Below are 23,708 nucleotides of genomic sequence, written 5' to 3'. Positions count from 1 at the left end.
ACCCGGCCGAACGAGGCCCCCACCGTCAGTTCCCCCCAGCGAATCGGCGGTGGGCAGGTGAGGGAGGGGCGTCGTGCACCAGCACCCGACACGACGCTCCTCCCCGCCGCAGGCCGCGGCACCCGGGCAGGCCGGAGCACCCGCGTCGTCGTACCCGGCGGATAGGGTCGGGCCGTGACCGAACCCGCGCAGCTCACCCACGTCGACCCGGCCGGTGCGGCCCGGATGGTCGACGTCTCCGCCAAGCCGGTCTCGGGCCGGCTCGCGGTCGCCGCCGGCCGCCTCCGCACCACCGCCGAGGTGGTGGAGTTGCTGCGCCGCGACGGCCTGCCCAAGGGCGACGCGCTCGCCGTCGGCCGGCTCGCCGGCATCATGGGCGCCAAGCGCACGCCCGACCTGATCCCGCTCTGCCACCCGATCGCGTTGCACGGCGTCACAGTCGACCTCGACCTCACCGCCGACACGGTGGAGATCACCGCCACCGCGAAGACCGCCGACCGAACGGGCGTGGAGATGGAGGCGCTGACCGCCGTGGCGGTCGCCGGGCTCGCCCTGGTCGACATGGTGAAGGCGGTCGACCCGGCCGCGTCGGTGGACGCCGTCCGGGTGCTCCGCAAGGAGGGCGGCAAGACCGGCGAGTGGGTCCGGCCGGAGGACCGGCCGTGATCCGGGCCCGGGTGATCGTGGCGTCCAACCGGGCTGCCGCCGGGGTGTACGAGGACACCAGCGGTCCGCTGCTCGTGACCGGGCTGCGCGAGCTGGGCTGCGAGGTCGACGCTCCGGTGGTGGTGCCCGACGGCGAACCGGTCGGCGACGCCCTGCGTGCCGCCCGCGCAGACGGCGTCGACGTGGTGCTGACCAGCGGTGGCACCGGCATCACCCCGACCGACCGCACGCCCGACGTGACGCGCGCGCTGCTCGACTACGAGATCCCCGGCATCGCCGAGGCGATTCGCGCGCACAGCCGCGACACCGTGCCGACGGCTGCGTTGTCCCGCGGGCTGGCCGGGGTGACCGGCCGGATGCTCGTGGTCAACCTGCCCGGCTCACGCGGTGGCGCCCGGGACGGTCTGGCGGTGCTCGGCCCGATCCTGCGGCACGCCGTCGACCAGCTTCGCGGCGGCGACCACTGAACCCGCGCGGCACGTGCCCCGGCGTTAGGCTCGCCGGATGAGCACGGAAACCGAAGCCGCCGCGGCCGAGGCCGGCACGCCACCACCGGCCGGGTGGGAGGAGGCCCGCTCCCGGGTGTACGCGGTGGGCCTGTCCGCCGCGCTCCCCGCGGTCGCCCGTCCGCTGGCCGAGGCCGACGGGCACACCCTGGCCGAGCCGCTGACCACGCGCACCGACCTGCCGGCGTTCCCCACCTCCAGCGTGGACGGCTGGGCGGTGCGCGGCGCGGGGCCGTGGCGGGTGGTCGGGCGGGTGCTCGCCGGGCAGACCACGCCTCCGCTGGAGGCCGACGGCAGCACGGTGGAGATCGCCACCGGCGCGATGGTTCCCGAGGGCACGACGGCGATCCTGCGGATCGAGGAGTCGACGCGTACCGCGGACGGCCTGGTGTCCGGCACGCCCCGCCCGGCGCCGGAGTGGCGGGAGCCGGGCGAGGAGGCGCACCTCGGGGAGGTACTGCTGCCCGCCGGCACGCCCGTGGACCCGGCGGTGATCGGCCTGGCCGCCTCCTGCGGGCACGACACGCTGCGGGTCCGCCGCCCACCCCGGGCCGCGCTCCTGGTCTTCGGCGACGAACTGCTCACCTCCGGTCCGCCCGGCGCCGGGCGGGTCCGTGACGCGCTCGGTCCGTCGGTGCCGGCCTGGCTGCGCCGCTACGGCTGCCAGGTGCGCGCGGCCGACGTGGTCGGCCCGGTCGCCGACACGCTGCCCGCGCACGTGGCGGCGCTGCGGGGCGCGCTCGCCAACGCCGACCTGGTCTGCACCACCGGCGGCACCATGCACGGTCCGGTCGACCATCTGCACCCGACGCTGGAGGCGCTCGGCGCCGACTACGTGGTGAACACCGTGGCGGTGCGCCCGGGTTTCCCGATGCTGCTCGCCCGGCTGGTGGACGGCGACGGGCGGGTGCGGTTCGTGGCCGGTCTGCCCGGCAACCCGCAGTCGGCCGTGGTGGCGCTCGTGTCGCTCGTCGCGCCCCTGCTCGCCGGTCTCACCGGCCGGCAGATGCCGGTACTGCCGCACGTGACACTGGCCGAGCCGATTCCCGGGCGCGGCGACTACACCCATCTGGCGCTGGCCCGCTGGGACCGCGTCGCCGGCACCGCGTACCCGGTGCGGCACGTCGGCTCGGCGATGCTGCGTGGGCTGGCCGGCGCGGACGGGTTCGCGATGATCCGGCCCGGCACCAGCGGCGCGGCCGGCGACCGGGTGCCGCTGGTGCCGCTGCCACTGACCCCCGGGGAGCGATTCGGGTGAGCGCGACGAACGAGCCGACGGGAGACGTCGTGACAGTGGAAGCAGGCGTGGTGCTCGGCGCGGTGACCGACCGGCCGCTCGACCTGGCCGCGCACGAGGCGGCGGTCGCCGACCGCCGTGCCGGCGCGGTGGTGTCCTTCCAGGGCGTGGTCCGCGACCACGACCACGGGCGGGCGGTCACCCGGCTGGAGTACGAGGGCCACCCCACCGCCGAGGCGGTGCTGCGCGAGGTGGCGGCCGAGGTGGCGGCCGACCCGCAGGTGTACGCGGTGGCGGTGTCGCACCGGATCGGCCCGCTGGAGATCGGTGACGTGGCACTGGTGGCGGCGGTCAGCACGGCGCACCGAGCGGCCGCGTTCGCCGCCTGCGCCCGGCTGGTCGACGAGGTGAAGGCGCGGCTGCCGATCTGGAAGCGGCAGGTCTTCGACGACGGCAGCGAGGAATGGGTGAACTGCCCCTGAGGGCTCAGCGCCGGGCGGCGAGCGCGGCGGTGCGGCCCAGCCGCTCGTGGTAGAACGCCGGCTCGGCGCCGGGACGCCACGGCAGCGCCGCGACGAGCACGATCAGCGCGATGGCCAGGGAGTTCTCCATCAGCGCGCCGAACAGGCCGTCCTGGTAGTGGGACACCTCGGGGAGCTGGTGCTCGTACGGCCAGATCGGTGAGATCAGGAACAGCAGGTAGAGCCCGAGCGCGCCGACGCCGTGGCGGAGCCCGGTCAGCGTCGGGTACCAGATCGGCGGGCGCAGTGCCGGCACACCGTTGGCCGAGGGACCGCCAGTGCCGCGCGGGGGCAGGCCGCGGCTGGCTTCGCGGCGGCGTACCGCGGCGTCGGCCAGCACGATGATCGCCGGGATGACCCAGATCAGGTGGTGCGACCAGGAGATCGGGCTGATCACGTTGGCGGTGAGCCCGACCAGCGTGAACGCGGTCAGCTCGTCGCCGTCGGCGCGGGCGCTCATCGCCCGGGACAGGCCCAGCGCCAGGATGAGCACCGAGAACGCCAGCCAGAGCAGGCCGGGCGTCTCGATCGAGTCGTAGAGGCGCGCCAGCAGACCGGCGAGGGACTGGTTGGCGGTCATGTCCGCCGCGCCGACCCGCTCGGTCTGCCAGAGCACGTCGGCGAAGTACGCGCGGGACTCCTCACCGAGCACACCGAACGTAGCGATGGTCACGCCGATGGCGGTGCCGACAGCGGTGAGCGCGGCCCGCCACTGCCGGGTGAGCATCAGATAGGCCACGAACAGCGCCGGGGTGAGCTTGACCGCTGTGGCGAGCCCGATGCCCACACCGGCCCAGGCGCCGCTGTAGACGAACCGGGCCAGCGGCGAATCGGCCGTCTCGTAGTGGGTGCCCCGCTTGGCCCGCCAGCGCAGGCCCACCATGTCCGCCATGATCAGCGCGAACAGCAGCAGGTTGACCTGCCCGTAGCCGAGCGTCTCCCGGGACGGCTCGATGGCGACTGCGAGCGGGGTGGCGATGCCGACGGTGAACCAGAGCGGCCAGCCGAGCCGGTCCACGATGGGGCGTAGCAGCGCCGCGAGGACGACGGCGAGCGCGCCGATGCTGGCGAGCGCGTTGACGAAACCGGCGCCGTCGACCGGCAGCCACGACATCGGCAGCATGACCAGGGCGGCGAACGGGGGGTAGGTGAAGCCCAGCGTGGTCGAGGGCGCGACGAAGTCGTACAGCTCGTTGCCGCCGGCCCACCACAGCACCGCGCCGTGGTAGATCTTCATGTCGAAGAAGTTGTACGGCCGTCCGAAGGCGCCGATGGCGAGCCACGCGGCGTACGACACGGCGGCGACGACGCCGAGACGCACCACGATCCGGCGGTCGACGCGGGAGGTCGGGGCGAGGCGGTTGGTCCGTCTACCGACTGTCGTCGGCATGGCGTGGCCACCCCCGTACCAAGGTCGTCGTACCCGTCCAGGTCCAGAACGGAGCCTAGAACGGCGCCTCACGTTGCTGCCTCCCGCGTTACGCGACCGTGTCCGATCCCACACGTGTTTTTGACATTTCCACCGCGTTAACGGGTCTCGGACGGTTCAGGTGATTGGTGGCCTTGCGGGGGGTGGTAGGCCGTACAGAGTGCCTGGTCAGCCGGGCATGCGGCGGGCGGTCGCCGCGGAGCGTACGGCGATCTTCGTCTCGCGGCGCGCCGTGCGGACCGCGCGCTTGACCGACCGGCGAGAGTGGTCGATCCGGTGGCCGGCGCGCCAGCGCAGCCCCGGCTTGCCCTCGGTGTCGGCGGCGGCGAGGAGGAGGCCACCGAGCAGGCCGAGGTTCTTCAGGAAGTGGATCTGGTTGTTGTTGCGCGCGGCCGGGTCGTCGTTGTTCCAGAAGGCGTGGCCGGCGGCGGTGGTCGGGATGAGCGTGCCCGCGAGCACCAGCGCGGCCGGACGGGTGAACCGGCCGGTGGCGAGCATCAGGCCGCCGACCAGCTGGGTGGCGGCGTTGGCCCGGATCAGCGAGACCGTGTCGGTGGGGATGCGGGGGTGCACGTTCTGGATCAGCGGGGCGACCTTCCCGGTGACCGGTTCCGCGGCCTGCACCAGGCGTTCCGGGTTGCGCAGGTTGCGGGCGCCGCTGACCACGAAGATGCCGCTCAACATGACTCGGGCGAGGGAGCGCACGGGCTTCATGGCTCAGTCTTACCCCGTCGGGGGCGTCGTCATCCCCGCAACACACGAAAGGTATCGGCCGACGTGGACGTCCGAACGGTATCGATTTCAGCGACCGTCGCGGATGGACCGGTTGCGTTCGGTAAGGTCGCGCGGGTGACGACGCTGCGACTGCGCCCCGAGGGCCCCGCCGACGAGGCGCCGGTGGCCCGGGTGCTGGCCGCCGCCTTCGCCCGCCCCGACGTGGCCACCCCACCGGAGGTCGGCCTGGTCGAGGAGCTGCGGCACAGCCCGGCGTGGATCCCGGAGCTGGCCATGGTCGCCGAGTACGGCGGCGAGGTGGTGGCGTACGCGCTGCTCACGCGCGTCGGCGTACGCACCGAACGCGGCACCTGGCCGGCGCTGGCCCTGGGTCCGGTGGCGGTGGCGCGGCACCGGCAGCGGCTGGGGCACGGCACGGCGGCGGTGCAGGCGGCACTGGACGCCGCGACCGAGCTGGGCGAGCGGCTGGTGGTGGTGCTGGGCGACCCGGCCTACTACCGGCGGTTCGGGTTCGGCCCGGCGGACCGGCTGGGCCTGACCAGTCCCTGGTCCGGGCTGGGGGAGCCGTGGCAGGCGCTGGTGCTGCCGCCGTCGGCGAGCGGAGAGCCGTCACCGCCGTCCGGCGAGGTGGTCTTCCCGCCACCGTGGTCGCGGGTCTGAGCGGTCCGGATCGCGGCCGAGCGGCCTGAGACCGCGCGGCCCGAGCGGCCTGAGCCGTCAGGCGGGCTGGGTACGCAGGTAGCGGCCGAAGTGCGGCACTGTGAACGCCACAGTCCCCCGCTCGCCGGAGTAGATCAGCCCCTTCTTGATCAGCGCATCACGCGCCGGGGAGAGGCTGGCCGGTTTGCGGCCGAGCGCGCGGGCGATCTCGGCGGTCGGCACCGCCGCGTCCATGTCGTCCCGGCCGCCCTCCTCGCCGTCCACCAGCGCCAGCGTGGCCATCGCGCGCATGTACTCGCGTTCGGCAGGCGTGGCCCGCTCGAACCGGGAGCCGAAGAACCCCACCGCCAGTTCGGCCTCCGCCTCGGGCGCGGCGACCCGGACGTCCGCCGCGGTGATCGGGGAGCGGGGTGCGTGGTCCCAGGTGGCCTTCCCGTACGCCTGGACGAAGTAGGGATAGCCACCCGACTTCTCGTAGAGCAGGTCGAGCGCTTTCTGCTCGTACTCGACCTCCTCCCGCTCGGCCGGCGCGCAGAGCGCCTGGTCGGCGGCGATCCGGTCGAGCCGGTCGATGCGCTGGTAGCGGTAGAGCCGCTCGGAGTACGACTTGGCGGCGCTGAGCACGGCCGGCAGGTGCGGCAGGCCCGCGCCCACGACGATGAGCGGCGCGCCGAGCTGGGACAGCTCGTGGCAGGCGGCGCAGAGCGCGGAGACGTCCTCGGCGCCGACGTCCTGCATCTCGTCGATGAAGATCGCGATGCCGGTGCCGACGTCGGTGGCGACCGCCGCCGCGTCGCTGAGCAGTTCGACCAGGTCGATCTCGATGTCGCCGGAGTCGGCGCGCCCGCTGCTCGCCGGTACGTCGATGCCGGGCTGCCAGCGGTCGCGCAGCTTGGGTGCCGCGCCGCCCCGCCCGGTGGGGGTGGAGCGTTGCGCGAACGCCTTGAGGACGCCGAGGAACGCGTCGATCCGGTCCGGGGCGCGGTGCCGGGGCGCCAGTTCGCGGACGGCCATGTGCAGCGCGGCGGCGATCGGGCGGCGCAGCGACTGGTCCGGCCGGGCCTCGATCTTGCCGGTGCCCCAGAGGTGGTTGATCGCCTCGGAGCGCAGCGTGTTGAGCAGGACCGTCTTGCCGACTCCCCGCAGGCCGGTGAGCATCAGGCTGCGTTCGGGGCGACCGCGGGCGATCCGTTCCAGCACCACGTCGAAGACGTCCAGTTCCCGCCCCCGCCCGGCGAGTTCGGGCGGGCGCTGGCCGGCGCCCGGTGCGTACGGGTTGCGGACCGGATCCACGAATCGCACAGTATCGGGTTCTCTAGCGACCAGGCTAGATGCGCATAGAGGCGGCTACCGCGTGTCGGCCTCGATGCAAAACTAGGGCTGTCTAGCATCCACGCTAGACAGCCCTAGTTTTGGTTACCGACAGGCGGACAGGGTCAGCGGCGCTTCAGGCAGAGCACGAAGTCGAGCGTGTCCAGCTCACTGTCGAAGAAGTACCAGTCGGTGTAACCGGCCACCTTCCCGCACTTCGCCTCCGCGTCCTTCTTGCCGCTCGTCGCGCCGTCGATGCGGCGCAGCACCTCGTACGTCTTCGGGGCGCAGTCGGCGATCACCAGCTTCGGCTGGCCGCCGCCACCTTCGTTGGCGACGCACTGGCCCGCCTTGACGAAACGCGGATCGGTCGACGAGGCCGGGGCCGCCGTCGTGGGCGTCGTGTCGGCCGGTTCGCTCGGCGGCGCGGCCTCGCCGGTCGGATCCGCGGCCGGCTCGGTGGCAGCTGTCGTGCCGCCGGTCGGGCTCTGCTCGTCCCGGCCCAGCATCCAGTACGCTCCGGCGCCGCCCAGCAGCAGCACGGCCAGCACGATCACCACCACCAGCAGCGGGCCCTTCCCGCGCTTCGGCGGCGTCGGCTCGGCGTACGGCGGCTGCCCGCCGCCGTACGGCGGCCCGGCATAGGGGTCACCCGGGTGGCCCTGCTGCGGCGGCCCGGGTGACCAGGCCGGTCCCGGCTCGTAGCGCTGCGTCGGCGGCCCGTACTGATCGGCCGGCGGGCCGTAGCGGTCGCCGGAACCGTACTGCTGGGCGGGCGGGCCGTACCGGTCGGCGGGGCCGTACTGCTGGGTCGGCGGGCCGTACTGCGGGTCGGGCTGCGGGGCGTAACGCGGGTCGCCCGGCGGGGCGTAGCGGGGATCGGGCTGCGGGGCGTAGCCGTCGTCGGGCCGTCCCCAGGGCTCGGGAGAGCCGCCGCCCGGTGGACCGAAGTTCGACATGAACGCCTCCTGCGTACGCCAGTGCTGAGAGGCCGGCCACCAACTGGGGACGCCGACGCCGTGGTCACCGTAGCGTGGTCCCACGATGAGCTCACGCCCCACGAGTGCGACGAACGTTGTCGATTCCGCGACGCCGCCGGCCCGCACCGCGCTGATCTGGACCGCACTCGTGCTGGTCTACCTGCTCTGGGGCTCGACCTACCTGGGCATCCGGGTCGCTGTCGAGTCCATGCCGCCACTGATCTCCGCGGCGATGCGGTTCGCCGCCGCCGCGGTGGTGCTCGCCGTGGTGCTGCGCCTGCGGCGCGGACCCGGCGCGTTGCGGGTGCCCGCTCGCCGCGTCGGCTCCGCCGCGCTCGTCGGTGTGCTGCTGCTCGCCGGCGGCAACGGCCTGGTGGTGCTCGCCGAGTCCGGCCCGGCCGGGACCGCCGTACCGTCCGGGGTGGCGGCGCTGCTCGTCGCCACCGTGCCGCTGCTCGTGGTCCTGCTGCGGACGGCAGGTGGGGACCGGCCGCGACCGTGGACGTTCCTCGGAGTGGCACTCGGCTTCGTCGGCCTCGTCCTGCTCGTGCTGCCCCGCGACGGGGTGGACGGCGTGCCGGTGGCAGGCGCGCTGACAGTGGTCGCCGCGGCGGCGAGTTGGTCGGTCGGCTCGTACCTGTCCGGGAAGATCCGGATGCCCGCCGACCCGTTCGTGGCCACCGTCTACGAGATGGTCGCCGGCGCTGCCGTGCTCGCGCTCGTCGGCGTGGCCCGAGGTGAGCTGCGCGGCTTCTCCTTCGCGGACGTGACCGGGCGGTCCTGGGCGGCGATGGCCTACCTGATGGTGGCCGGTTCGCTGGTCGCCTTCACCGCGTACGTCTGGCTGCTCGCCCACGCGCCGATCTCCCTGGTCTCCACGTACGCGTACGTGAACCCGGTGGTCGCGGTGGCACTCGGCGCGTTGTTCGTCGCGGAACCGATCACCTCGCAGGTGCTGATGGGCGGTGCGGTCATCGTGGTCGGCGTGGCAGTGGTGGTGAGCACCGAGCGACCCCGCCGGTCCCCGCCACCAGCCGTCGACGGGACGGCCGGGGAGCCGGCCGGGCGGTAGCGTCCCGGCCCGTGTCGGCGCTGCTGGTGACGGGGGTCGCGCTGCTGGGTGCGGCGGCCGGGTGGGCGGCGGTCCCGGTCGGGCGGTCCTTCGTTCCCGACACCGGCGGCCGGGTCCGAACTCCGAACCGGAGTGTGCTCGCCCTCGTCGGCGCCGTGGTGTTCGGCGGGCTCGCCGCCGCTCGGGGCGCCGATCCGGCGCTGCCCGCGCTGCTGCCGGTCGCCGCCACCGGGTTGGTCCTCGTGGTCACCGACCTGACCGCGCTGCGGCTGCCCGACCCGCTCGTCGGCCTGGTCGCGCTCGGCGGCGGGCTCGGACCGGCCGCTGCCACAGCGGCGACCGGCGAACCGCGCCACCTGGCCGTCGCGGTGGCCGGGGCCACGCTCTCCTTCATCGGGTACGCGCTGCTGGCGCTGCTGCCCCGCGCCCGGCTCGGCTTCGGCGACGTGAAGCTCGCCGCCGCGCTCGGGCTGCCGCTGGGCTGGCTCGGCTGGCCGGCGCTGCGGCTCGGGCTGATCCTGCCGCACGTGCTCGCCGGAGTAACGGTGCTGGTCCTGCTCGCCGTCGGCCGGGTACGCCGGGACACGCCGGTGCCGTTCGGCCCGGCGCTGCTCGGCGGCGCGTGGCTCGCCGCCGTCCTCGGCTGACCTGCGCGCTCGGCCCGGGCGCCACGGGCGGTCAGATCAGACGGAGCTGGTGGTCCTTCGGACGGCGGGGCTCGGTCGCGTCCAGACGCTCGAACAGCGCCGGGTCGATCACGTCGAGGAACGGCGACGGGCGGGTGTCGCGTTCCGCGCCGTGCCGGGCGCGGCGGCCCGCGTGGCTCACGTAGAGCCGGTCCTGTGCCCGGGTCAGCCCGACGAAGAACAGCCGGCGCTCCTCGGCCACCGCGTCGTCGTCCGGCTCGGATCCGGGCCAGCGCAGCGGCAGCAGCCCGTCCTCGGCGCCGACCAGGAACACCACCGGGAACTCCAGGCCCTTCGCGGCATGCAGCGTGAGCAGCGTGACCGCCTCGGCGCGCGGGTCGAGCGCGTCCACCTCCGCGCCGGTGGCGAGCTGGTTGAGGAACAGGTCGAGGTCGTCGCCGCAACGCCGGGCCAGCGGGGTGAGCAGGTCCACCGCCGTGCGGACGTCCTCGGGGCGTACCGCGCCGGAACCGTCGAGCGTGGGCACGGCGAAGCGCTCGGCCAGGATCTGCCCGGCCTGCCGCACCCGGGCCGCGAGCGAACCGTCCAGACCGGCGTGGCGCAGCTCGCGGGCGATTGCGGGCACGCCGGGACGGTCGCGCAGCCGGTCGTGCGAGCGCTTCTGCACCGGGATGTTCGCCCGGGCCAGCGCGTCCACGATCGGTGCGGCCTGCGCGTCGGTCCGGTAGAGCACCGCGATGTCGGAGAAGGACAGCGAGGTGGTCCGCCCGTCGATCCGACCCGAGTCGAGCGAGCGGTGGGACAGGCCGCCGACCAGCTCGTCCACGGTACGGACCACGAAGTCGGCCTCGTCGTAGGCGGAACTCGCCGCGTACCGGCCGACCAGCGGCGCCTCCGGGTCGAGCCGGGCCGGGTCGAGACGTCGGCCGCGCACCAGCGACGACGGCGCGATGGCCTGTACGGCGGCGGCCAGGATCGGCGCCGAGGAGCGGTAGTTGCGGTTCAGCCGGACCAGCCGCGCGTCGGTGAAGTCCTGCGAGAACCGCAGGAAGTAGCCCACGTCGGCGCCCCGGAACGAGTAGATCGCCTGGTCCGGGTCACCGATCGCGCACAGGTTGCCGTCCGGCGGGCTGAGCAGCCGCAGCAGCTCGTACTGCACCGCGTCGACGTCCTGGTACTCGTCAACGAAGATCCACTTCCACCGCTCGCGGTACTCGCGGACCAGCTTCCGGTCACCCTTCAGCAGGGCCACCGGCAGCGTCAGCAGCTCGTCCAGGTCGACCAGGTCCCGCTTGCGCAGCAGTGCCACGTACCGCTCGTCGTCGTCACCGGCCTCGGCGCGCGCCGCCGCCCGGTCCGCCTCGTCGGCGATCCGGAAGTCCGCCGGCAGCCCGGCCGCCGTCGCGTTCTCCCGCAGCACGGTCAGGCCGAGCGAGTGGAACGTACCCACTGTGACGTCCTCGGCGACCGGGCCGAGCAGCCCGTCCAGCCGGTGCCGCAGCTCCTCGGCCGCCCGCCGGGTGAACGTGATCGCCAGGCACTGATCGGGGAAGACGTTCAGCTCCGCACACAGGTACGCGATCCGGTGGGTGAGCGTGCGGGTCTTGCCGGTGCCCGGACCGGCCACGATCAGCAGCGGGCCACCCGGCGCCGACGCGGCCACCCGCTGCATCGCGTCCAGCCGGTCCAGCAGGCCGGTGCCGACCTCCTCCATCCCGGCGAGCATCGGCTCGAACGGCTCGTGCGGAGACGGCGGCGGCGCGATCGGGGGCGCTGGCGGCGGCGTGCGCTTCGGCTCCGGCCGGGCCGGCGCCGGGCGCTTGGCCTTCGGCTTCGGCGCCGACTCCGCCGGCCGCCGCTGCGCGGGCACCGGTACGTCGAACAGCGTCTCCTGCCCGGCCCGGGCACCCCCGGCGCCCAGTTCCGCCGGGTCGAACAGGGTGATCACGCCGTACTCCCCGTCGTAGCCCGGCACCCGGCGCACGTCGCCGCGGCGCAGCCGGCCGATGCCCTCCGCGAGCAGCTCGCCGCCGACGCGGCCGATCTCCTCGATCGGGGTACGCGTGAGGATCTCCAGCTCCGGTCCGAGCGCGGCGATCAGCTCGTTGAGCTTGCCCTCGACCTTCTTCGACCGCGCGCCGACCCGGTTCAGCTCGCCCAGGATCTCGGCCAGCGGCACCAGATGGGTCACCTCGCGGGCGTGCGCCGGCCGGTGCCCCGCCGCGCGGTCCGCCAGCTCCTCGACCCGGCTGAGTACGCCCACAGTCAGCGGCTTGCCGCACTCCGGGCAGCGTCCGCCCGCCTCGCGGGTCCGCTCCGGCGACCAGTTCACGCCGCACAGCCGGTGCCCGTCGGCGTGGTACTTGCCCTCCTCCGGGAAGAACTCGACGGTGCCCGCGAGCCCGTCGCCGGTCCGCAACGCCTCGCGGATGGCGAAGTAGTCGCGGGCCGCGGTGAGGACCGTGGCCTCCCGGGCCAGCGCGGGCGGCGAGTGCGCGTCCGAGTTCGACACCAGCTGGTAGCGGTCCAGGCTGCCGACCCGCCAGTTCATCTCCGGGTCGGACGACAGGCCGGTCTCCACCGCGAAGATGTGCTCGGCCAGGTCGGCGTAGCAGTCGGCGATCGCGTCGAAGCCGGACTTCGAGCCGAGCGCGGAGAACCAGGGCGTCCAGATGTGCGCGGGCACCAGGTAGCCGTCCGGGCTCGCCTCCAGCGTGATCTCCAGCAGGTCGCGGGAGTCCAGCCCGAGGATCGGCCGGCCGTCCGAGCCGAGGTTACCGATCCGGCCCAGCGCGGTGTTGAACCGGGCCACCGCGTCCAGGTCCGGCAGGTAGATCAGGTGGTGCACCTTGCGCGTCCGGTCGTCGCGCTTGTAGATCGTGGAGATCTCCACGCTCAGCATGTACCGGACCGGGTCGGCCTCCGCCTCACTGGCCAGCCGGGGCGGCAGCCGCCGGGCGACGTCCCGTTCCGCCTCGGGTGAGAGCCGGTACAGGCCCGGCTCGGCCGGGTGCAGCGTCTCGCGCAGGTGGTCGTACCAGGCGGGATGGGTGAAGTCGCCGGTGCCGAGCACGCCGATGCCCTTGCGCCGGGCCCACCAGGCCAGGTTCGGCAGGGTCAGGTCGCGGCTGCACGCGCGGGAGTACTTCGAGTGGATGTGCAGATCCGCGACGTACGGCGGGAGGCCACCGGGGGGTGCGGCGCTGAACGGAGGCACGCCGCATCCTGTCACGTCCGGTCCCCCGCCCGCCCGTCGCCACGCGTACGGGTGACCTGAGCAATGCGGTGCTGGACTCGGCGGCCCATGCACGCTATTGAGCGCGCAGCTCGACGAGCGTCACCTGGGGAGGCGCGCCCACCCGCACCGGCGGGCCCCAGAAGCCGGCGCCGTTCGTGACGTAGACCTTCGTGCCGTCGACCTCGCCGAGACCGGAGACCACCGGCTGTTCGAGCTTCACCGCCAGGTTGAACGGCACCATCTGGCCGCCGTGCGTGTGCCCGGAGAGCTGGAGGTCGACGCCGAACTTCGCCGCCTCCTGCGCGGCCACCGGCTGGTGCGCGAGCAGCACCACCGGGCGGCTCGGGTCACGGTCGCCGAGAGCGGCGGCGTAGTCGGCGGGCCCGGCCACCCCGGTGCCGGCGGCGCTCACGTCGTTCACCCCGGCCAGATCCAGCACGCCACCCCGGGCCTGGATCTCCTGCCGCTCGTTCTGGAGCACGCGCAGGCCGAGCCGGTCGACCTCGCGGACCCACTCCTCCACGCCCGAGTAGTACTCGTGGTTGCCGGTGACGAAGAAGCTCCCGTACCGGGACCGCAGGTCGCGCAGCGGCTCGGCGGCCTCGCCCAGTTCGGCCACCGTGCCGTCGACCAGGTCACCGACCACGGCGACCAGGTCGGCGTCCATCCGGTTGATCATCGCGACGATCCGCTCGGTGTGCGCCCGGCCGCGCAACGGCCCGATGTGGATGTCGGAGACGGTGGCGATGCGCAGTCCGTCCATGCTGCGGGGCAGCTTGGCCAGCGGGATCTGCACCCGGTCGAGCTGCGGCGGACCCATCGCGTTGCGGACGCCGTACCCGGTGACACCGGCTGCGGTGAGCCCGGCGAAGATCGCCGCCCCGCGTGCGAGCAGCAGCCGCCGGGAGGGGTCGTGGTCCGGCGCGTGGGTGCCGGCCGGCGGCGCGTCGGTGGGGTCGACCGGCGGCGGCGTCGGACCGTCCGCCGTCGCCGCGCCCACGAGCGCGGGCTCGGGCTCCGGGCCGGCGGCGACCGCCGAGCGGGCCCGCCGACGCAGCACGAGCCGGACCACAGCGGTCGGCACCTCCAGCACCAGCAGCAGCACCAGCAGGTAGAACATGAGCGCGACCCAGAGGTAGCCGGGCCAGGCCAGCCAGTACCAGCCGTTGCGCGTGCCCGCCATGGTCACCGGCACGAGCACCGCCAGCGCCGCGATCGTCACGCCACCGGCCCGGCGCCACCGCCCGGGGCGCGTGGTGTCCCGGACCAGCCGCCTCCACAGGTAGAAGTGGATCAGGCTGATCACGAGCACGACGAAGCCCAGGAATGTCGCCATGGCCAGCACGTGTGCCCCCCTCAGCCGCCCGCGAAGGGCGGCAGCACGTCCACCGTCACCCCGGCCGGCAACAGTGCCCGTCGATCATGACAGGCCACGCCGTCGACCAGGAAACTCGCCGCCTTCAGCACCACCGCGAGGCGTTCGCCGTGCCGGGCGGCCAGGTCATCGAGGAGTTCGTCCAGGGACCGGCCGGCGGATGCGGTCTCCTCGGATCGTCCCGCGGCCGCGCGGGCCCCGGCGAAGTAGCGGACTGTGAGCTCCACCCTCAGCCTCCGATCGCCGACATCGAGCGCGCGGGCTGGAGGAACGTCGGGTCGTCGATGCCGTGCCCGGCCCGCTTGGCCCACATCGCGGCGCGCCAGCGGCGAGCCAGCTCCTCGTCGTCCGCGCCGTCGCGCAACGCGCCGCGCAGGTCCGACTCGTCGGTGGCGAACAGGCAGTTGCGCACCTGGCCGTCGGCGGTGAGCCGGGTGCGGTCGCAGTCGCCGCAGAACGGCCGGGTCACGCTGGCGATCACCCCGACCCGGGCCGGCCCGCCGTCCACCAGCCACGTCTCGGCCGGTGCCGCACCGCGCTCGGACGGGTCCGGCGTCAGCGCGAACGCGGCGTGCAGGGAGGCCAGGATCTCGTCCGCGGTGACCATGGTCGAGCGGTCCCAGCCGTGCTGGGCGTCGAGCGGCATCTGCTCGATGAACCGCAGCTCGTAGCCGTGCGCGAGCGCGAACCGGAGCAGCGCGGGCGCCTCGTCGTCGTTCGTGCCGCGCATGAGCACCGAGTTGATCTTCACTGGGGTCAGCCCGGCTTCCGCGGCCCCGGCCAGCCCTGCGAGCACGTCGGCGAGCCGGTCGCGGCGGGTCAGCGCGGTGAACCGGTCCCGGTCCAGCGTGTCGAGGGAGACGTTGACGCGATCCAGCCCGGCGGCACGCAGCGCCGGCGCCATGCGGGCCAGACCGATGCCGTTCGTGGTCAGCGAGATGCGCGGCCGGGGCGTGAGCGCGGCGACCGCGGCCACGATGCCCGGCAGGCCCGGCCTGATCAGCGGCTCGCCGCCGGTGAAGCGCACCTCGGTGATGCCGAGCCGGGAGACCGCGACACCCACCAGCCGGATGATCTCGTCGTCGGTGAGCAGCTGCGGATTGGCCAGCCAGGGCAGGCCCTCCGCCGGCATGCAGTAGGTGCAGCGCAGGTTGCACTTGTCGGTGAGCGAGACCCGTAGGTCCCGGGCGACACGGCCGTACCGGTCGGCGAGGACGCCGTCGGCCGTCCGGGGGGCGCTCATCCCTCGACCGTAGCGCGGTCGGGCCCCCGGAGGGCGGCACGGGCGGTGGAGAGGGCCGCGTCCGCGTACGCCGCGCCGAAGATCGCGGTGTGCACGAGCAGCAGATGCAACTGGTGCAGCGGTACACGTTCCCGCCACCCGTCGGCGAGCGGCCACGCCTCCCGGTAGGCGGCCGTGATCCGGTCCAGGTGCGGCGGACCGCCGAACAGCGCGAGCTGGGCCAGGTCGGTCTCGCGGTGGCCGCCGTGCGCGGCCGGGTCGACCAGCCAGACCCGGCCGTCGGCGCCCCAGAGCAGGTTGCCGGGCCAGAGATCGCCGTGCAGCCGGGCCGGCTGCTCGTCACCGCCGAACTCGCCGATCCGCTCGACGACCTGCTCGACGAGCGCCGCCCCGGCACCGTCGAGCGCGCCGCCGTCGACCGACATGCGCAGGTAGGGCAGCAGGCGGCGCCGGGCGAACCAGTCCGGCCAGGGACCGGGGTCGGGCGTGTTGTCCTGCGGCAGCGCGCCGATGAACCCCGGCCAGTCCGCGCCGAACGCGGGCGCCCCGGCGCGGTGCAGCCCGGCCAGATCGCGGCCGAACGCCTCCGCGGCCTCCGGCGTCGGTTCGCCGGGCTCCACCCAGTCGAGCGCCAGCAGGTCGGGCAACGCGACGAGCACATCCGGTACGGGCACCGGGCCGGCCTCGCGCAGCCAGCGCAGCCCGGCCGCCTCGGCGGCGAAGAAGCCCTCCGGCAGCGGACGCGCCGCCCGTTCCGGCCAGGTCTTGGCGAACACCGAGTGCCCGTCGTCGAGCGTCAGCCGGGAGGCGGCGCAGATGTCACCGCCGGAGACCGGGGTCTCCCGGATCCGCTGGTGGGTCAGGAAGGTCGGCAGGTGCTCCGGGTGTGCCCGCAGGTACGCCAGGTCCATGTGCGCAAGGTAGCGGTTACCCCGGACATCCGTGTGCCGGGCGGCACCGCCGATCGCCGCTGACCTGGACCGATACGCTCCGTATCTGTGGACGGACCGCGTGTCGTCCACAGGGGCGGACGCGGTGACGCGCGACCGCCCACGCTCCCGGCATGAACTCCACCGAGCCAGCGCGCCTCTCCGTCCGCTCGCCGGCCGACATGGTCGCGGCCGTGCCCTACCTGCTCGGCTTCCATCCCGCCGACAGCGTGGTGGTGGTCGCGGTACGCGGCCGCCGCGTCGTCTTCGCCGCCCGTGGTGACCTGCCCGCACCGGGCACCGACCCCGGTCCGGCGGCCCGGCACCTGGCGCAGGTGGTGGCCCGGCAGGACGCCGACGCCGCCACAGTCGTCGGCTACGGTCCGGCCGCCCGGGTGACGGGCGTCGTCGACGCGATCGGCGACGCGCTGACCGCCGCCGGGCTGGTGGTGCTCGACGCGCTGCGGGTCACCGAGGGCCGCTGGTTCTCGTACCTCTGCGTCGAGCCGTCCTGCTGCCCGCCCGAGGGCACCCCGTACGACCCGGCCGCCAGCCAGGTCAGCGCGGCGGCTGTGTTCGCCGGTCAGGTCGCGCTGCCCGACCGGGCCGCGCTCGCGGCGCAGGTGTCCCCGCTCGACGGGCCGGTCCGGCTCGCCATGCGCCGGGCCACCGGTCGGGCACGCCTCCGCCTGGCCGCGCTCACCGGACGGCCGTCCACGCCGTGGGCAGGGAGCCCGGCCGGAGGCTTGCCAGCCGACAGTTCGAGGGCGGGTGCGGAGCCGCCGGTTCCGGCGGACGGTGCTGGGCCGGAGGGGGAGTCGTCGGTCCCGGTTGGCGGGCCCGGGTCGGGCGGCAAGTCCCAGGTGCCGGCAGGTGGTGCCGGATCAGGTGGGGAGCCGCGGGCCGTGCGGACGGCGGGCACGGCCGCGGTGCGAGCGGCCTTCCGCCGGCAGCGGCGTGGTGAGCGGCTGGACGACGACGAGATGGCCTGGCTGACAGTGCTCCTCACCCACGTCGCGGTACGCGATCACGCCTGGTCCCGCACCGACGGCCGGGACGAGGACATCAGCCTCTGGACGGACGTGCTGCGACGCGCCGAGCCGGACCTGATCGCCGCGCCGGGCTGTCTGCTGGCGTTCGCCGCGTGGCGATCAGGGCACGGGGCACTTGCCGCTGTCGCCCTGGAACGGGTGTTGTCCGCCCACCCCGGCTACTCGCTCGCGGTGCTGCTCGACGAGGCGCTCCGGCGGGGAGTCGCCCCGTCGGCACTGGACGGGTGGCCCGGTTCCGACGACGGCGCGGTGCTGCGGCGCCGCCGACGCAGGCCACGCCGATGAGCGGTCACCCTGCCGGGCGGTCACCCGCCTACCGGGCCGCCGACGGCCGCCACGCCGGTGAGCGGTCACTCGCCGATGCGCGCCGCCCCGGCGTAGACGTTCATGGTCGGCCCGCGCAGGAAGCCGACCAGCGTCATCCCGGCCTCCTCGGCCAGCTCGACCGCGAGCGTGCTCGGCGCGGACACCGCCGCGAGCAGCGGCACGCCCGCCATCCACGCCTTCTGGGTGAGTTCGAAGCTGGCCCGTCCGGAGACCAGCAGGACGTGCCCGGCCAGCGGCAGCCGCCCTTCCCGGGTGGCCCAGCCGAGCACTTTGTCCACCGCGTTGTGGCGCCCGACGTCCTCGCGCAGCACGACCAGCTCCCCGTCGGGGGTGAAGAGGCCGGCGGCGTGCAGGCCGCCGGTGCGGTCGAAGGCGCGCTGCGCGGCGCGCAGCCGGTCCGGCAGCCCGGCCAGCAGTTCGGCGGTGACCACCAGCGGGTCGTCCCGCACCGCGAACTGCGAGCGGGTGCGTACCGAGTCGATGCTCGCCTTGCCGCACACGCCGCACGAGCTGGTGGTGTAGAAGTTGCGCGACGGGTCGGTGACGGGCTCCGGCACGCCGGGCGAGAGCACCACGTCGACCACGTTGTAGGTGTTCGGGGTCTCCGCGCCGGCGCAGAGCTGCGCGGTGTGCACGTCCTCCGCCGACCGGATCAGCCCTTCGGTGAGCAGGAAGCCGATCGCCAGGTCCAGATCGTCGCCGGGAGTACGCATCGTCACCGCCAGCGGCCGGCGTCGTCCCGGACCGGCCGCGCCGACGCGGATCTCCAGCGGCTCCTCCACGGCCAGGTTGTCCTGCCGGCCGATCCGCCCCCGGCCGTTCCCGGCCGCGTCGAGGTCGATCCGCAGCACACCACGCCGATCCGTCGCCCGTCCCATGCCGCCATCCTCCCCGGGCGCCCCGCCGCCCGCACGTCGCCCCAGGTCTTCCCGCCCCCACCCACCCACCCACCACCCACCCCACCCACCCCGGCCGGCCCGGCCGGCCCGGCCGGCCCCAGGCCCGATGATCGACACCAGTTCGGCGAAGTGGCGGTATCGGAGGGCCCTGGATGCCACCACTTCGGCGGAAAGCAGTCGATCAACGTCGGAAAACCGCCGACAACGCCGGGCAGAGGCCCGAGCCGGACCGGCGGTCGTGGCTGTGGCTACTGTGAGGCGGTGACGGGGTACGCGGCGATCCTGCTCGCCGGTGGCGCGGCCCGGCGGATGGGCGGGGTGGACAAGCCGGCCCGGGCAGTAGGCGGCCGGCCGATGCTGCACCGGGTGCTGGACGCGGTGGCCGACGCGGACCAGCGGATCGTGGTCGGCTCGTCCGGCCCGCTGCCCAGGGGAGTCCGGACGGCCCGGGAAGAGCCGCCCGGGGGCGGTCCGGTGGCCGCTACGGCAGCCGGGTTGGCGTTGCTCGACCCCGGTACGACGACAGTCGCAGTGCTCGCCGCCGACCTGCCGCTGCTCACCACCGCAGCGGTGGCCGAGCTGCGACGCGCGCTCGCCGCCTGTCACTCCCGCGACGACCCGCCGCCCGCGCTCGACGCCGCAGCCGCCGGGCCGGAAGACGCACCTGCCACCGCCGGGCCGGAAGACGCACCTGCCACCGCCGGGCCGGAAGACGCACCTGCCACCGCCAGGTCGGAAGACGCGCCCGCCGCCTGGCGGGAGACGCTGGACGGTCGGTCCGCCGCGCTCGCCTGCTACGTGGACGGGGACGGCCGCCGCCAGCACCTGTGCGCCCTCTGGCAGGTACCGGCCCTGCGGTCCGCCCTCGACCGGCTCGCCGCGACGCGGGGCGGCTCGCTCGACGGCGCGCCGGTACGCGGGCTGCTGGCCGACGTCGCCGTACGCGAGGTGTCCTGGTCCGGCTCGGGGCCGCCGCCGTGGTTCGACTGCGACACTGACGAGGACGTACGCCGGGCGGAGGAGTGGACGAGATGACGGTGCTGGACGACTGGGTCACGGCGGTTTGCGCCGAGCTGGACCTGGACCCGGCGGGGGTGCCCGTGCCGACAGTGCTCGACGTGGCCCGGGACGTGGCCCACCAGGTGGTCCGGCCGGGAGCGCCGGTCACCGCGTACCTGCTGGGGCTGGCGGTGGGGCGCGGCGCGGACCCGGCCGCGGCGGCCGAGCGGCTCAGTGCGCTGGCCGGTTCCTGGCCGGTGGACCTGGGTGGTTCCACGCCTGAGGATTAGCGCCTCGCGCGGGATTCGGTCCCCTTCGCGCCTGGGTAGGGTGGCGGGAACGGACGGAGGCGATCATGACGGCAGACCACCCCTCGGAGCCGGTCGACGAGCCTGCCGGCGGCGCGCCGGAGCACCACGCCACCGGCGCCACGTCGGCGCATCAGGCCACCGGCGGCGCGCCGGAGCACCACGAGTCGATCCTGCTCGACGAGCCGACCACCGCTGATCTGCGGGCCAAGGTCACCGAGGCCTGGCGGGAGTTCGCCCGGGCGCTCGCCGACCGGCTGCGCGGGCTGCCCTCCGGCGGGCACCTGGAGGTCACGCTCGACCCGACCGCCTCGGGCACCGGCGACGCCGTCTACTCGGTGAGCGTGGACGCGGGCGAGGAGGGCCGTCTCTCGGCCCGCGCGGTCGGAAACGCCACGCTGCCGCAGGGCTACCGGATGGACCGGGCCGCGGTGGCCGACATGGTGGCGCTCGGCTGGTCGCCGCCGGGTGTGGTGCCGGGTTCCGGGGAGCAGTTCGGGCTGGACTGCGGCACCGACGAGGCGACCCGGCTGGCCGCGGTGCTGTCCCGGACGCTGCGGGACGTCTACGGCGCCCCGCATCCGGCCTTCCTCGTCTACCTGGTGCACGACGCCGAGGGCGAGGCGCTTCCCGTGGAGCCGCTCGGTACCGCGCGCAGCGAGTTCGGCCCGGACCGCGACGTCGAGGCCGACCTGGACGAGGCGCTGGCCGCGGCGGCGGCCGCGCAGTCCGGCGAGAACGACGTGCTGGCCCTGGAGGAGCGGGTCCGCACCGTCGTGTCGACAATGCTGAAGTCGGCGTCCGACCAGCTTCAGGTCGACTCCGACGGTGACATCAACATCCGGGCCGGCTCGGCCATGGTCTTCGTGCGGGTGCGCGACAACCCGCCGCTCGTGGACGTCTTCTCGCCGGTGCTGACCGAGGTCGAGCCGACCGAGCGTCTCTACGTGAAGCTCTCGGAGCTGACCAACCGGATGCCGATCGGCCGGCTCTACTGCGCCGACGACACGGTGTGGGCCTCGATCCCGGTGTTCGGCCGCAACTTCCAGCCCACCCATCTGATGCTCGCGGTGCAGGTGATGACCGGTCTCGCCGACGAGCTGGACGACCGCCTGCACGGCGAGTTCGGCGGCAAGCGCTTCTTCGGCGAGGGCGACAAGCCGGCCCGGGCCGAGGAGCACCGCACCGGCATGTACCTCTGAACGCTGCTCAGCGTACGTCGAGCAGCGTCTTGCCCAAGGTTTCCCGGGCCTCGATCGCGGCGTGCGCGGCGGCGGCCCGTTCCAGCGGGAAGCGCTGCCCGATCAGCGGCCGCAGCCGCCCGGCCGCGCCCTCGGCGAGCGCCGCCTCGGTGAGGGCGCGCAGCTCGTCCGGGCCGGGCCGGGGGCTCAGCAGCGTCACCCCGCGTGCGGCTGCCGACTCGGCCGGGATGTCCGCCCAGGTGCCGCCGGCCAGCCCGAAGCTGAGCATCCGTCCGCCGGGATCCAGCAGGTCGAACGCCTCCCGGGCGAGCGGCCCGCCGACGCCGTCGAACACCACGTCGACGGCGCCCACGGCGTCCCGGACCCGGTCGGTCCAGCCCGCCTGCCGGTAGTCGACCACGACGTCGAGCCCGGCGGCACGGAGCACGGCCACCTTGCGGGAGCCGCCGACGGCGGCCACCACCGTGGCGCCGGCCCGTGCGGCGAGTTGGACCAGCAGCGATCCGACCCCGCCGGCCGCCGCCTCCACCAGGACGCGGTCACCGCGCCGCAGCCCGGCCGCCCGGGCCAGCATTAGGGCGGTCCGGCCGTCGGCCATCAGCGCCACCGCCGCGTCCAGCGGCAACCCCGGGGGTACGGGGACAGGCGCACCCTGGTCGACCACGACGCGCTCGGCGTACCCGCCGGTGCCGCCGGTGGTGGTGACCACGACGCGGCCGGCGAGCGCCGGGTCGGCGCCCGGTCCCAGCGCGGTGATCGTCCCGCCGACCCCGTTACCGGGGATCACCGGCAGTTCGGTGCCGAACGGCCCGAAGCCGCTGGCCCGGAACATCGTCTCGACGAACGTGATGTTCGCGTGTGCCACGTCGACGAGCACCTGGCCCGGTCCGGGTGCCGGGTCGGGCGCCGTCCCCGGCACGAGCACCTCCGGTCCGCCGAACTCCCGCAGCCGCACCGCACGCATACCGCCCCCTCGCTTCAGCCCGGTCACCAGTGCACGACATGAAGCGAGGTTGAGGTCAAGGCGTGGACGGTCCGACGCCAGGGGACTCGACCAGCCGGGAGAGCACGATGGTGCTGCGGGACGACGTGACGAACGACTCGGCGCGCAGGCGTTCCAGCGCCTCCTCCAGGTGGGAGATGTCCGCGGCGCGCAGGTGCACGAGCGCGTCCGCCTCGCCGGAGACGGTGTACGCGCCCACCACCTCGGGGTGCCGGCGGGCGGCGGCGCCGATCTGCGCCGGCGTGGTCCGGCCCGCGCAGAACAGCTCGACGAACGCCTCGGTGGTCCAGCCGACCGCGGCCGGGTCGACGACGGCGGTGAATCCCCGGATCACCCCGGCGGATCGGAGGCGGTCGACGCGTCGCTTGACGGCGGGGGCGGAGAGTGACACCCGGCTGCCGATGTCCGCGTACGAGGCGCGAGCATCCGCGACGAGTAACGCAATGATTCGCTGGTCAACCGCGTCTATCTGCAACGTTCTGCTCCCGGGAAGCAATGCTTGTGGCTGTTACCAAAGTTGTACCGTACCTACTCTTGGTGACCGTGAACCAGCAGCGAGTCTCGCGAAAGCGGACATATCTCATGTGCTCGCCCGAGCACTTCACGGTCGAGTACGCGATCAACCCGTGGATGGACGTGACCACGCCGGTCGACGCCGACCTGGCGGTCAAGCAGTGGGACCGGCTGCGCGAGACGCTCGTCGGGCTGGGCCACGAGGTGCACCTGCTCACCCCCGAGGCGGGCCTGCCGGACATGGTCTACGCGGCCAACGGTGCCTTCGTGGTCGACGGCAGCGTCTACGGCGCCCGGTTCAAGCACGAGCAGCGGTCCGCTGAGGCCGCCGCGCACCGGGCGTTCTACGAGCAGCAGGGCTGGCGGTTCATCGCGCCGAGCGAGACGAACGAGGGTGAGGGCGACTTCGCGTACCTGCCGGAGGCGCACGGCGGCCTGATCCTGGCCGGGTACGGCTTCCGGACGGAGCCGGCCGCGCACGCCGAGGCGCAGGAGGCGCTCGGGCGGCCGGTGGTCTCGCTGCACCTGGTCGACCCGCGCTTCTACCACCTGGACGTCGCGCTGGCCTCGATCGACGACGAGAACGTCGTCTACTACCCGGGGGCGTTCTCGGCTGCGAGCCAGAAGGTGCTGGCCCAGCTCTTCCCGGACGCGATCGTCGCGGACGACGAGGACGCGCTGGCGTTCGGCCTGAACCTGGTCAGCGACGGGCTCAACGTGGTGCTGAACAACGAGGCGATCCGGCTCGCCGGCAAGCTGAAGGCGGCCGGCTACCACCCGGTCCCGGTGGAGCTGGCCGAGCTGAAGAAGGGCGGTGGCAGCGTGAAGTGCTGCATCGCCGAGCTGCGGCACTGAG

At 74.3% G+C, this 23,708-nt stretch carries 24 protein-coding genes; 12 read left to right on the top strand and 12 right to left on the bottom strand.

Going from position 1 to position 23,708, the window contains the following annotated elements; genetic code table 11:
• The first annotated feature begins 174 nt into the window (after positions 1-174).
• The 4 genes from moaC to FB454_RS15450 are packed head-to-tail and all read left to right on the top strand — an operon-like array spanning position 175 to position 2,891.
• Positions 175-666 carry a cyclic pyranopterin monophosphate synthase MoaC gene (moaC, locus tag FB454_RS15465; RefSeq protein ID WP_013289345.1) on the top strand — a complete coding sequence of 164 codons (492 nt, stop codon included), beginning with the start codon at positions 175-177 and terminating at the stop codon, positions 664-666.
• Complete coding sequence (locus tag FB454_RS15460) at positions 663-1,133, top strand: MogA/MoaB family molybdenum cofactor biosynthesis protein (RefSeq protein WP_013289344.1); 471 nt, start codon at positions 663-665, stop codon at positions 1,131-1,133. Before moaC ends, FB454_RS15460 begins: the two co-directional genes overlap by 4 nt.
• Before the next feature lie 37 nt (positions 1,134-1,170).
• A complete protein-coding gene (locus FB454_RS15455) occupies positions 1,171-2,430 on the top strand; it encodes a molybdopterin molybdotransferase MoeA (protein ID WP_013289343.1) in 1,260 nt (419 codons plus the stop codon).
• Between the two features lie 35 nt (positions 2,431-2,465).
• Complete coding sequence (locus FB454_RS15450) at positions 2,466-2,891, top strand: molybdenum cofactor biosynthesis protein MoaE (RefSeq protein ID WP_174361832.1); 426 nt, start codon at positions 2,466-2,468, stop codon at positions 2,889-2,891.
• Positions 2,892-2,895: 4 nt separating this feature from the next.
• Here the strand turns inward: FB454_RS15450 and FB454_RS15445 are convergent, their stop codons facing one another.
• Both FB454_RS15445 and FB454_RS15440 read right to left on the bottom strand, forming a co-directional pair.
• Positions 2,896-4,320: a glycosyltransferase 87 family protein gene (locus FB454_RS15445; protein ID WP_013289341.1), complete on the bottom strand. Its 1,425-nt coding sequence runs from the start codon at positions 4,318-4,320 to the stop codon at positions 2,896-2,898.
• A gap of 207 nt (positions 4,321-4,527) precedes the next feature.
• Complete coding sequence (locus tag FB454_RS15440) at positions 4,528-5,073, bottom strand: DoxX family protein (RefSeq protein WP_013289340.1); 546 nt, start codon at positions 5,071-5,073, stop codon at positions 4,528-4,530.
• Positions 5,074-5,208: 135 nt separating this feature from the next.
• Between FB454_RS15440 and FB454_RS15435 the strand changes: the two genes are divergently transcribed.
• Positions 5,209-5,754, top strand: a complete 546-nt coding sequence (locus FB454_RS15435) for a GNAT family N-acetyltransferase (RefSeq protein WP_013289339.1) — start codon at positions 5,209-5,211, stop codon at positions 5,752-5,754.
• A gap of 57 nt (positions 5,755-5,811) precedes the next feature.
• On the opposite strand, the gene FB454_RS15430 is transcribed toward FB454_RS15435, so the two are convergent.
• Positions 5,812-7,047 (bottom strand): ATP-binding protein, encoded by a 1,236-nt coding sequence (locus FB454_RS15430; protein WP_041784376.1) that lies wholly within the window; start codon positions 7,045-7,047, stop codon positions 5,812-5,814.
• 143 nt (positions 7,048-7,190) lie between these two features.
• Positions 7,191-8,024, bottom strand: a complete 834-nt coding sequence (locus FB454_RS15425) for an LppU/SCO3897 family protein (protein WP_030269511.1) — start codon at positions 8,022-8,024, stop codon at positions 7,191-7,193.
• Between the two features lie 85 nt (positions 8,025-8,109).
• Here FB454_RS15425 and FB454_RS15420 point away from each other — a divergent pair, with 85 nt between their 5' ends.
• Positions 8,110-9,117 (top strand): EamA family transporter, encoded by a 1,008-nt coding sequence (locus FB454_RS15420; RefSeq protein WP_327652539.1) that lies wholly within the window; start codon positions 8,110-8,112, stop codon positions 9,115-9,117.
• An 11-nt stretch (positions 9,118-9,128) separates the two neighbouring features.
• Positions 9,129-9,764: a prepilin peptidase gene (locus tag FB454_RS15415; protein ID WP_145823122.1), complete on the top strand. Its 636-nt coding sequence runs from the start codon at positions 9,129-9,131 to the stop codon at positions 9,762-9,764.
• A gap of 31 nt (positions 9,765-9,795) precedes the next feature.
• On the opposite strand, the gene FB454_RS15410 is transcribed toward FB454_RS15415, so the two are convergent.
• The 5 genes from FB454_RS15410 to FB454_RS15390 form a co-directional block, all read right to left on the bottom strand.
• Positions 9,796-12,981, bottom strand: a complete 3,186-nt coding sequence (locus tag FB454_RS15410) for a UvrD-helicase domain-containing protein (protein WP_145823121.1) — start codon at positions 12,979-12,981, stop codon at positions 9,796-9,798.
• 94 nt (positions 12,982-13,075) lie between these two features.
• Entirely contained in the window at positions 13,076-14,338 is a 1,263-nt protein-coding gene (locus FB454_RS15405) for a metallophosphoesterase (protein WP_435820486.1), read from the bottom strand.
• 20 nt (positions 14,339-14,358) lie between these two features.
• Entirely contained in the window at positions 14,359-14,604 is a 246-nt protein-coding gene (locus FB454_RS15400; RefSeq protein ID WP_013289332.1) for a MoaD/ThiS family protein, read from the bottom strand.
• A 2-nt stretch (positions 14,605-14,606) separates the two neighbouring features.
• Entirely contained in the window at positions 14,607-15,620 is a 1,014-nt protein-coding gene (gene moaA / locus FB454_RS15395) for a GTP 3',8-cyclase MoaA (RefSeq protein ID WP_145823119.1), read from the bottom strand.
• A complete protein-coding gene (locus FB454_RS15390; RefSeq protein WP_145823118.1) occupies positions 15,617-16,531 on the bottom strand; it encodes a fructosamine kinase family protein in 915 nt (304 codons plus the stop codon). Before FB454_RS15390 ends, moaA begins: the two co-directional genes overlap by 4 nt.
• Positions 16,532-16,683: 152 nt before the next feature.
• Here FB454_RS15390 and FB454_RS15385 point away from each other — a divergent pair, with 152 nt between their 5' ends.
• Positions 16,684-17,886, top strand: coding sequence for a DUF4192 domain-containing protein (locus FB454_RS15385; protein ID WP_145823117.1), 1,203 nt, complete (start codon positions 16,684-16,686; stop codon positions 17,884-17,886).
• 65 nt (positions 17,887-17,951) lie between these two features.
• Here the strand turns inward: FB454_RS15385 and fdhD are convergent, their stop codons facing one another.
• On the bottom strand, positions 17,952-18,806 hold the full coding sequence (gene fdhD, locus FB454_RS15380) for a formate dehydrogenase accessory sulfurtransferase FdhD (RefSeq protein WP_145823116.1): 855 nt from the start codon (positions 18,804-18,806) through the stop codon (positions 17,952-17,954).
• 282 nt (positions 18,807-19,088) lie between these two features.
• On the opposite strand from fdhD, the gene mobA reads away from it, so the two are divergent.
• From mobA to FB454_RS15365, 3 genes are all read left to right on the top strand, one after another.
• Positions 19,089-19,862, top strand: a complete 774-nt coding sequence (mobA, locus tag FB454_RS15375; RefSeq protein WP_145823115.1) for an NTP transferase domain-containing protein — start codon at positions 19,089-19,091, stop codon at positions 19,860-19,862.
• Positions 19,859-20,116, top strand: coding sequence for a DUF6457 domain-containing protein (locus FB454_RS15370; RefSeq protein WP_013289326.1), 258 nt, complete (start codon positions 19,859-19,861; stop codon positions 20,114-20,116). The genes mobA and FB454_RS15370 overlap by 4 nt, the downstream gene beginning before the upstream one ends.
• Before the next feature lie 65 nt (positions 20,117-20,181).
• Positions 20,182-21,336: a T3SS (YopN, CesT) and YbjN peptide-binding chaperone 1 gene (locus tag FB454_RS15365; protein ID WP_145823114.1), complete on the top strand. Its 1,155-nt coding sequence runs from the start codon at positions 20,182-20,184 to the stop codon at positions 21,334-21,336.
• 7 nt (positions 21,337-21,343) lie between these two features.
• Here the strand turns inward: FB454_RS15365 and FB454_RS15360 are convergent, their stop codons facing one another.
• Together FB454_RS15360 and FB454_RS15355 are read right to left on the bottom strand one after the other, a co-directional pair.
• Positions 21,344-22,300 (bottom strand): zinc-binding dehydrogenase, encoded by a 957-nt coding sequence (locus FB454_RS15360; RefSeq protein WP_145823113.1) that lies wholly within the window; start codon positions 22,298-22,300, stop codon positions 21,344-21,346.
• A 55-nt stretch (positions 22,301-22,355) separates the two neighbouring features.
• Positions 22,356-22,814, bottom strand: a complete 459-nt coding sequence (locus tag FB454_RS15355; RefSeq protein WP_013289323.1) for an Lrp/AsnC family transcriptional regulator — start codon at positions 22,812-22,814, stop codon at positions 22,356-22,358.
• 59 nt (positions 22,815-22,873) lie between these two features.
• Here FB454_RS15355 and ddaH point away from each other — a divergent pair, with 59 nt between their 5' ends.
• Positions 22,874-23,707 (top strand): dimethylargininase, encoded by an 834-nt coding sequence (ddaH, locus tag FB454_RS15350; RefSeq protein ID WP_013289322.1) that lies wholly within the window; start codon positions 22,874-22,876, stop codon positions 23,705-23,707.
• Position 23,708 lies beyond the last annotated feature (1 nt).

It is taken from the genome of Micromonospora sp. CNZ297 (assembly GCF_007827625.1).
Note: the sequence above shows the minus strand (reverse complement) of the source record. Positions and strands in the feature narration are given on the sequence as shown.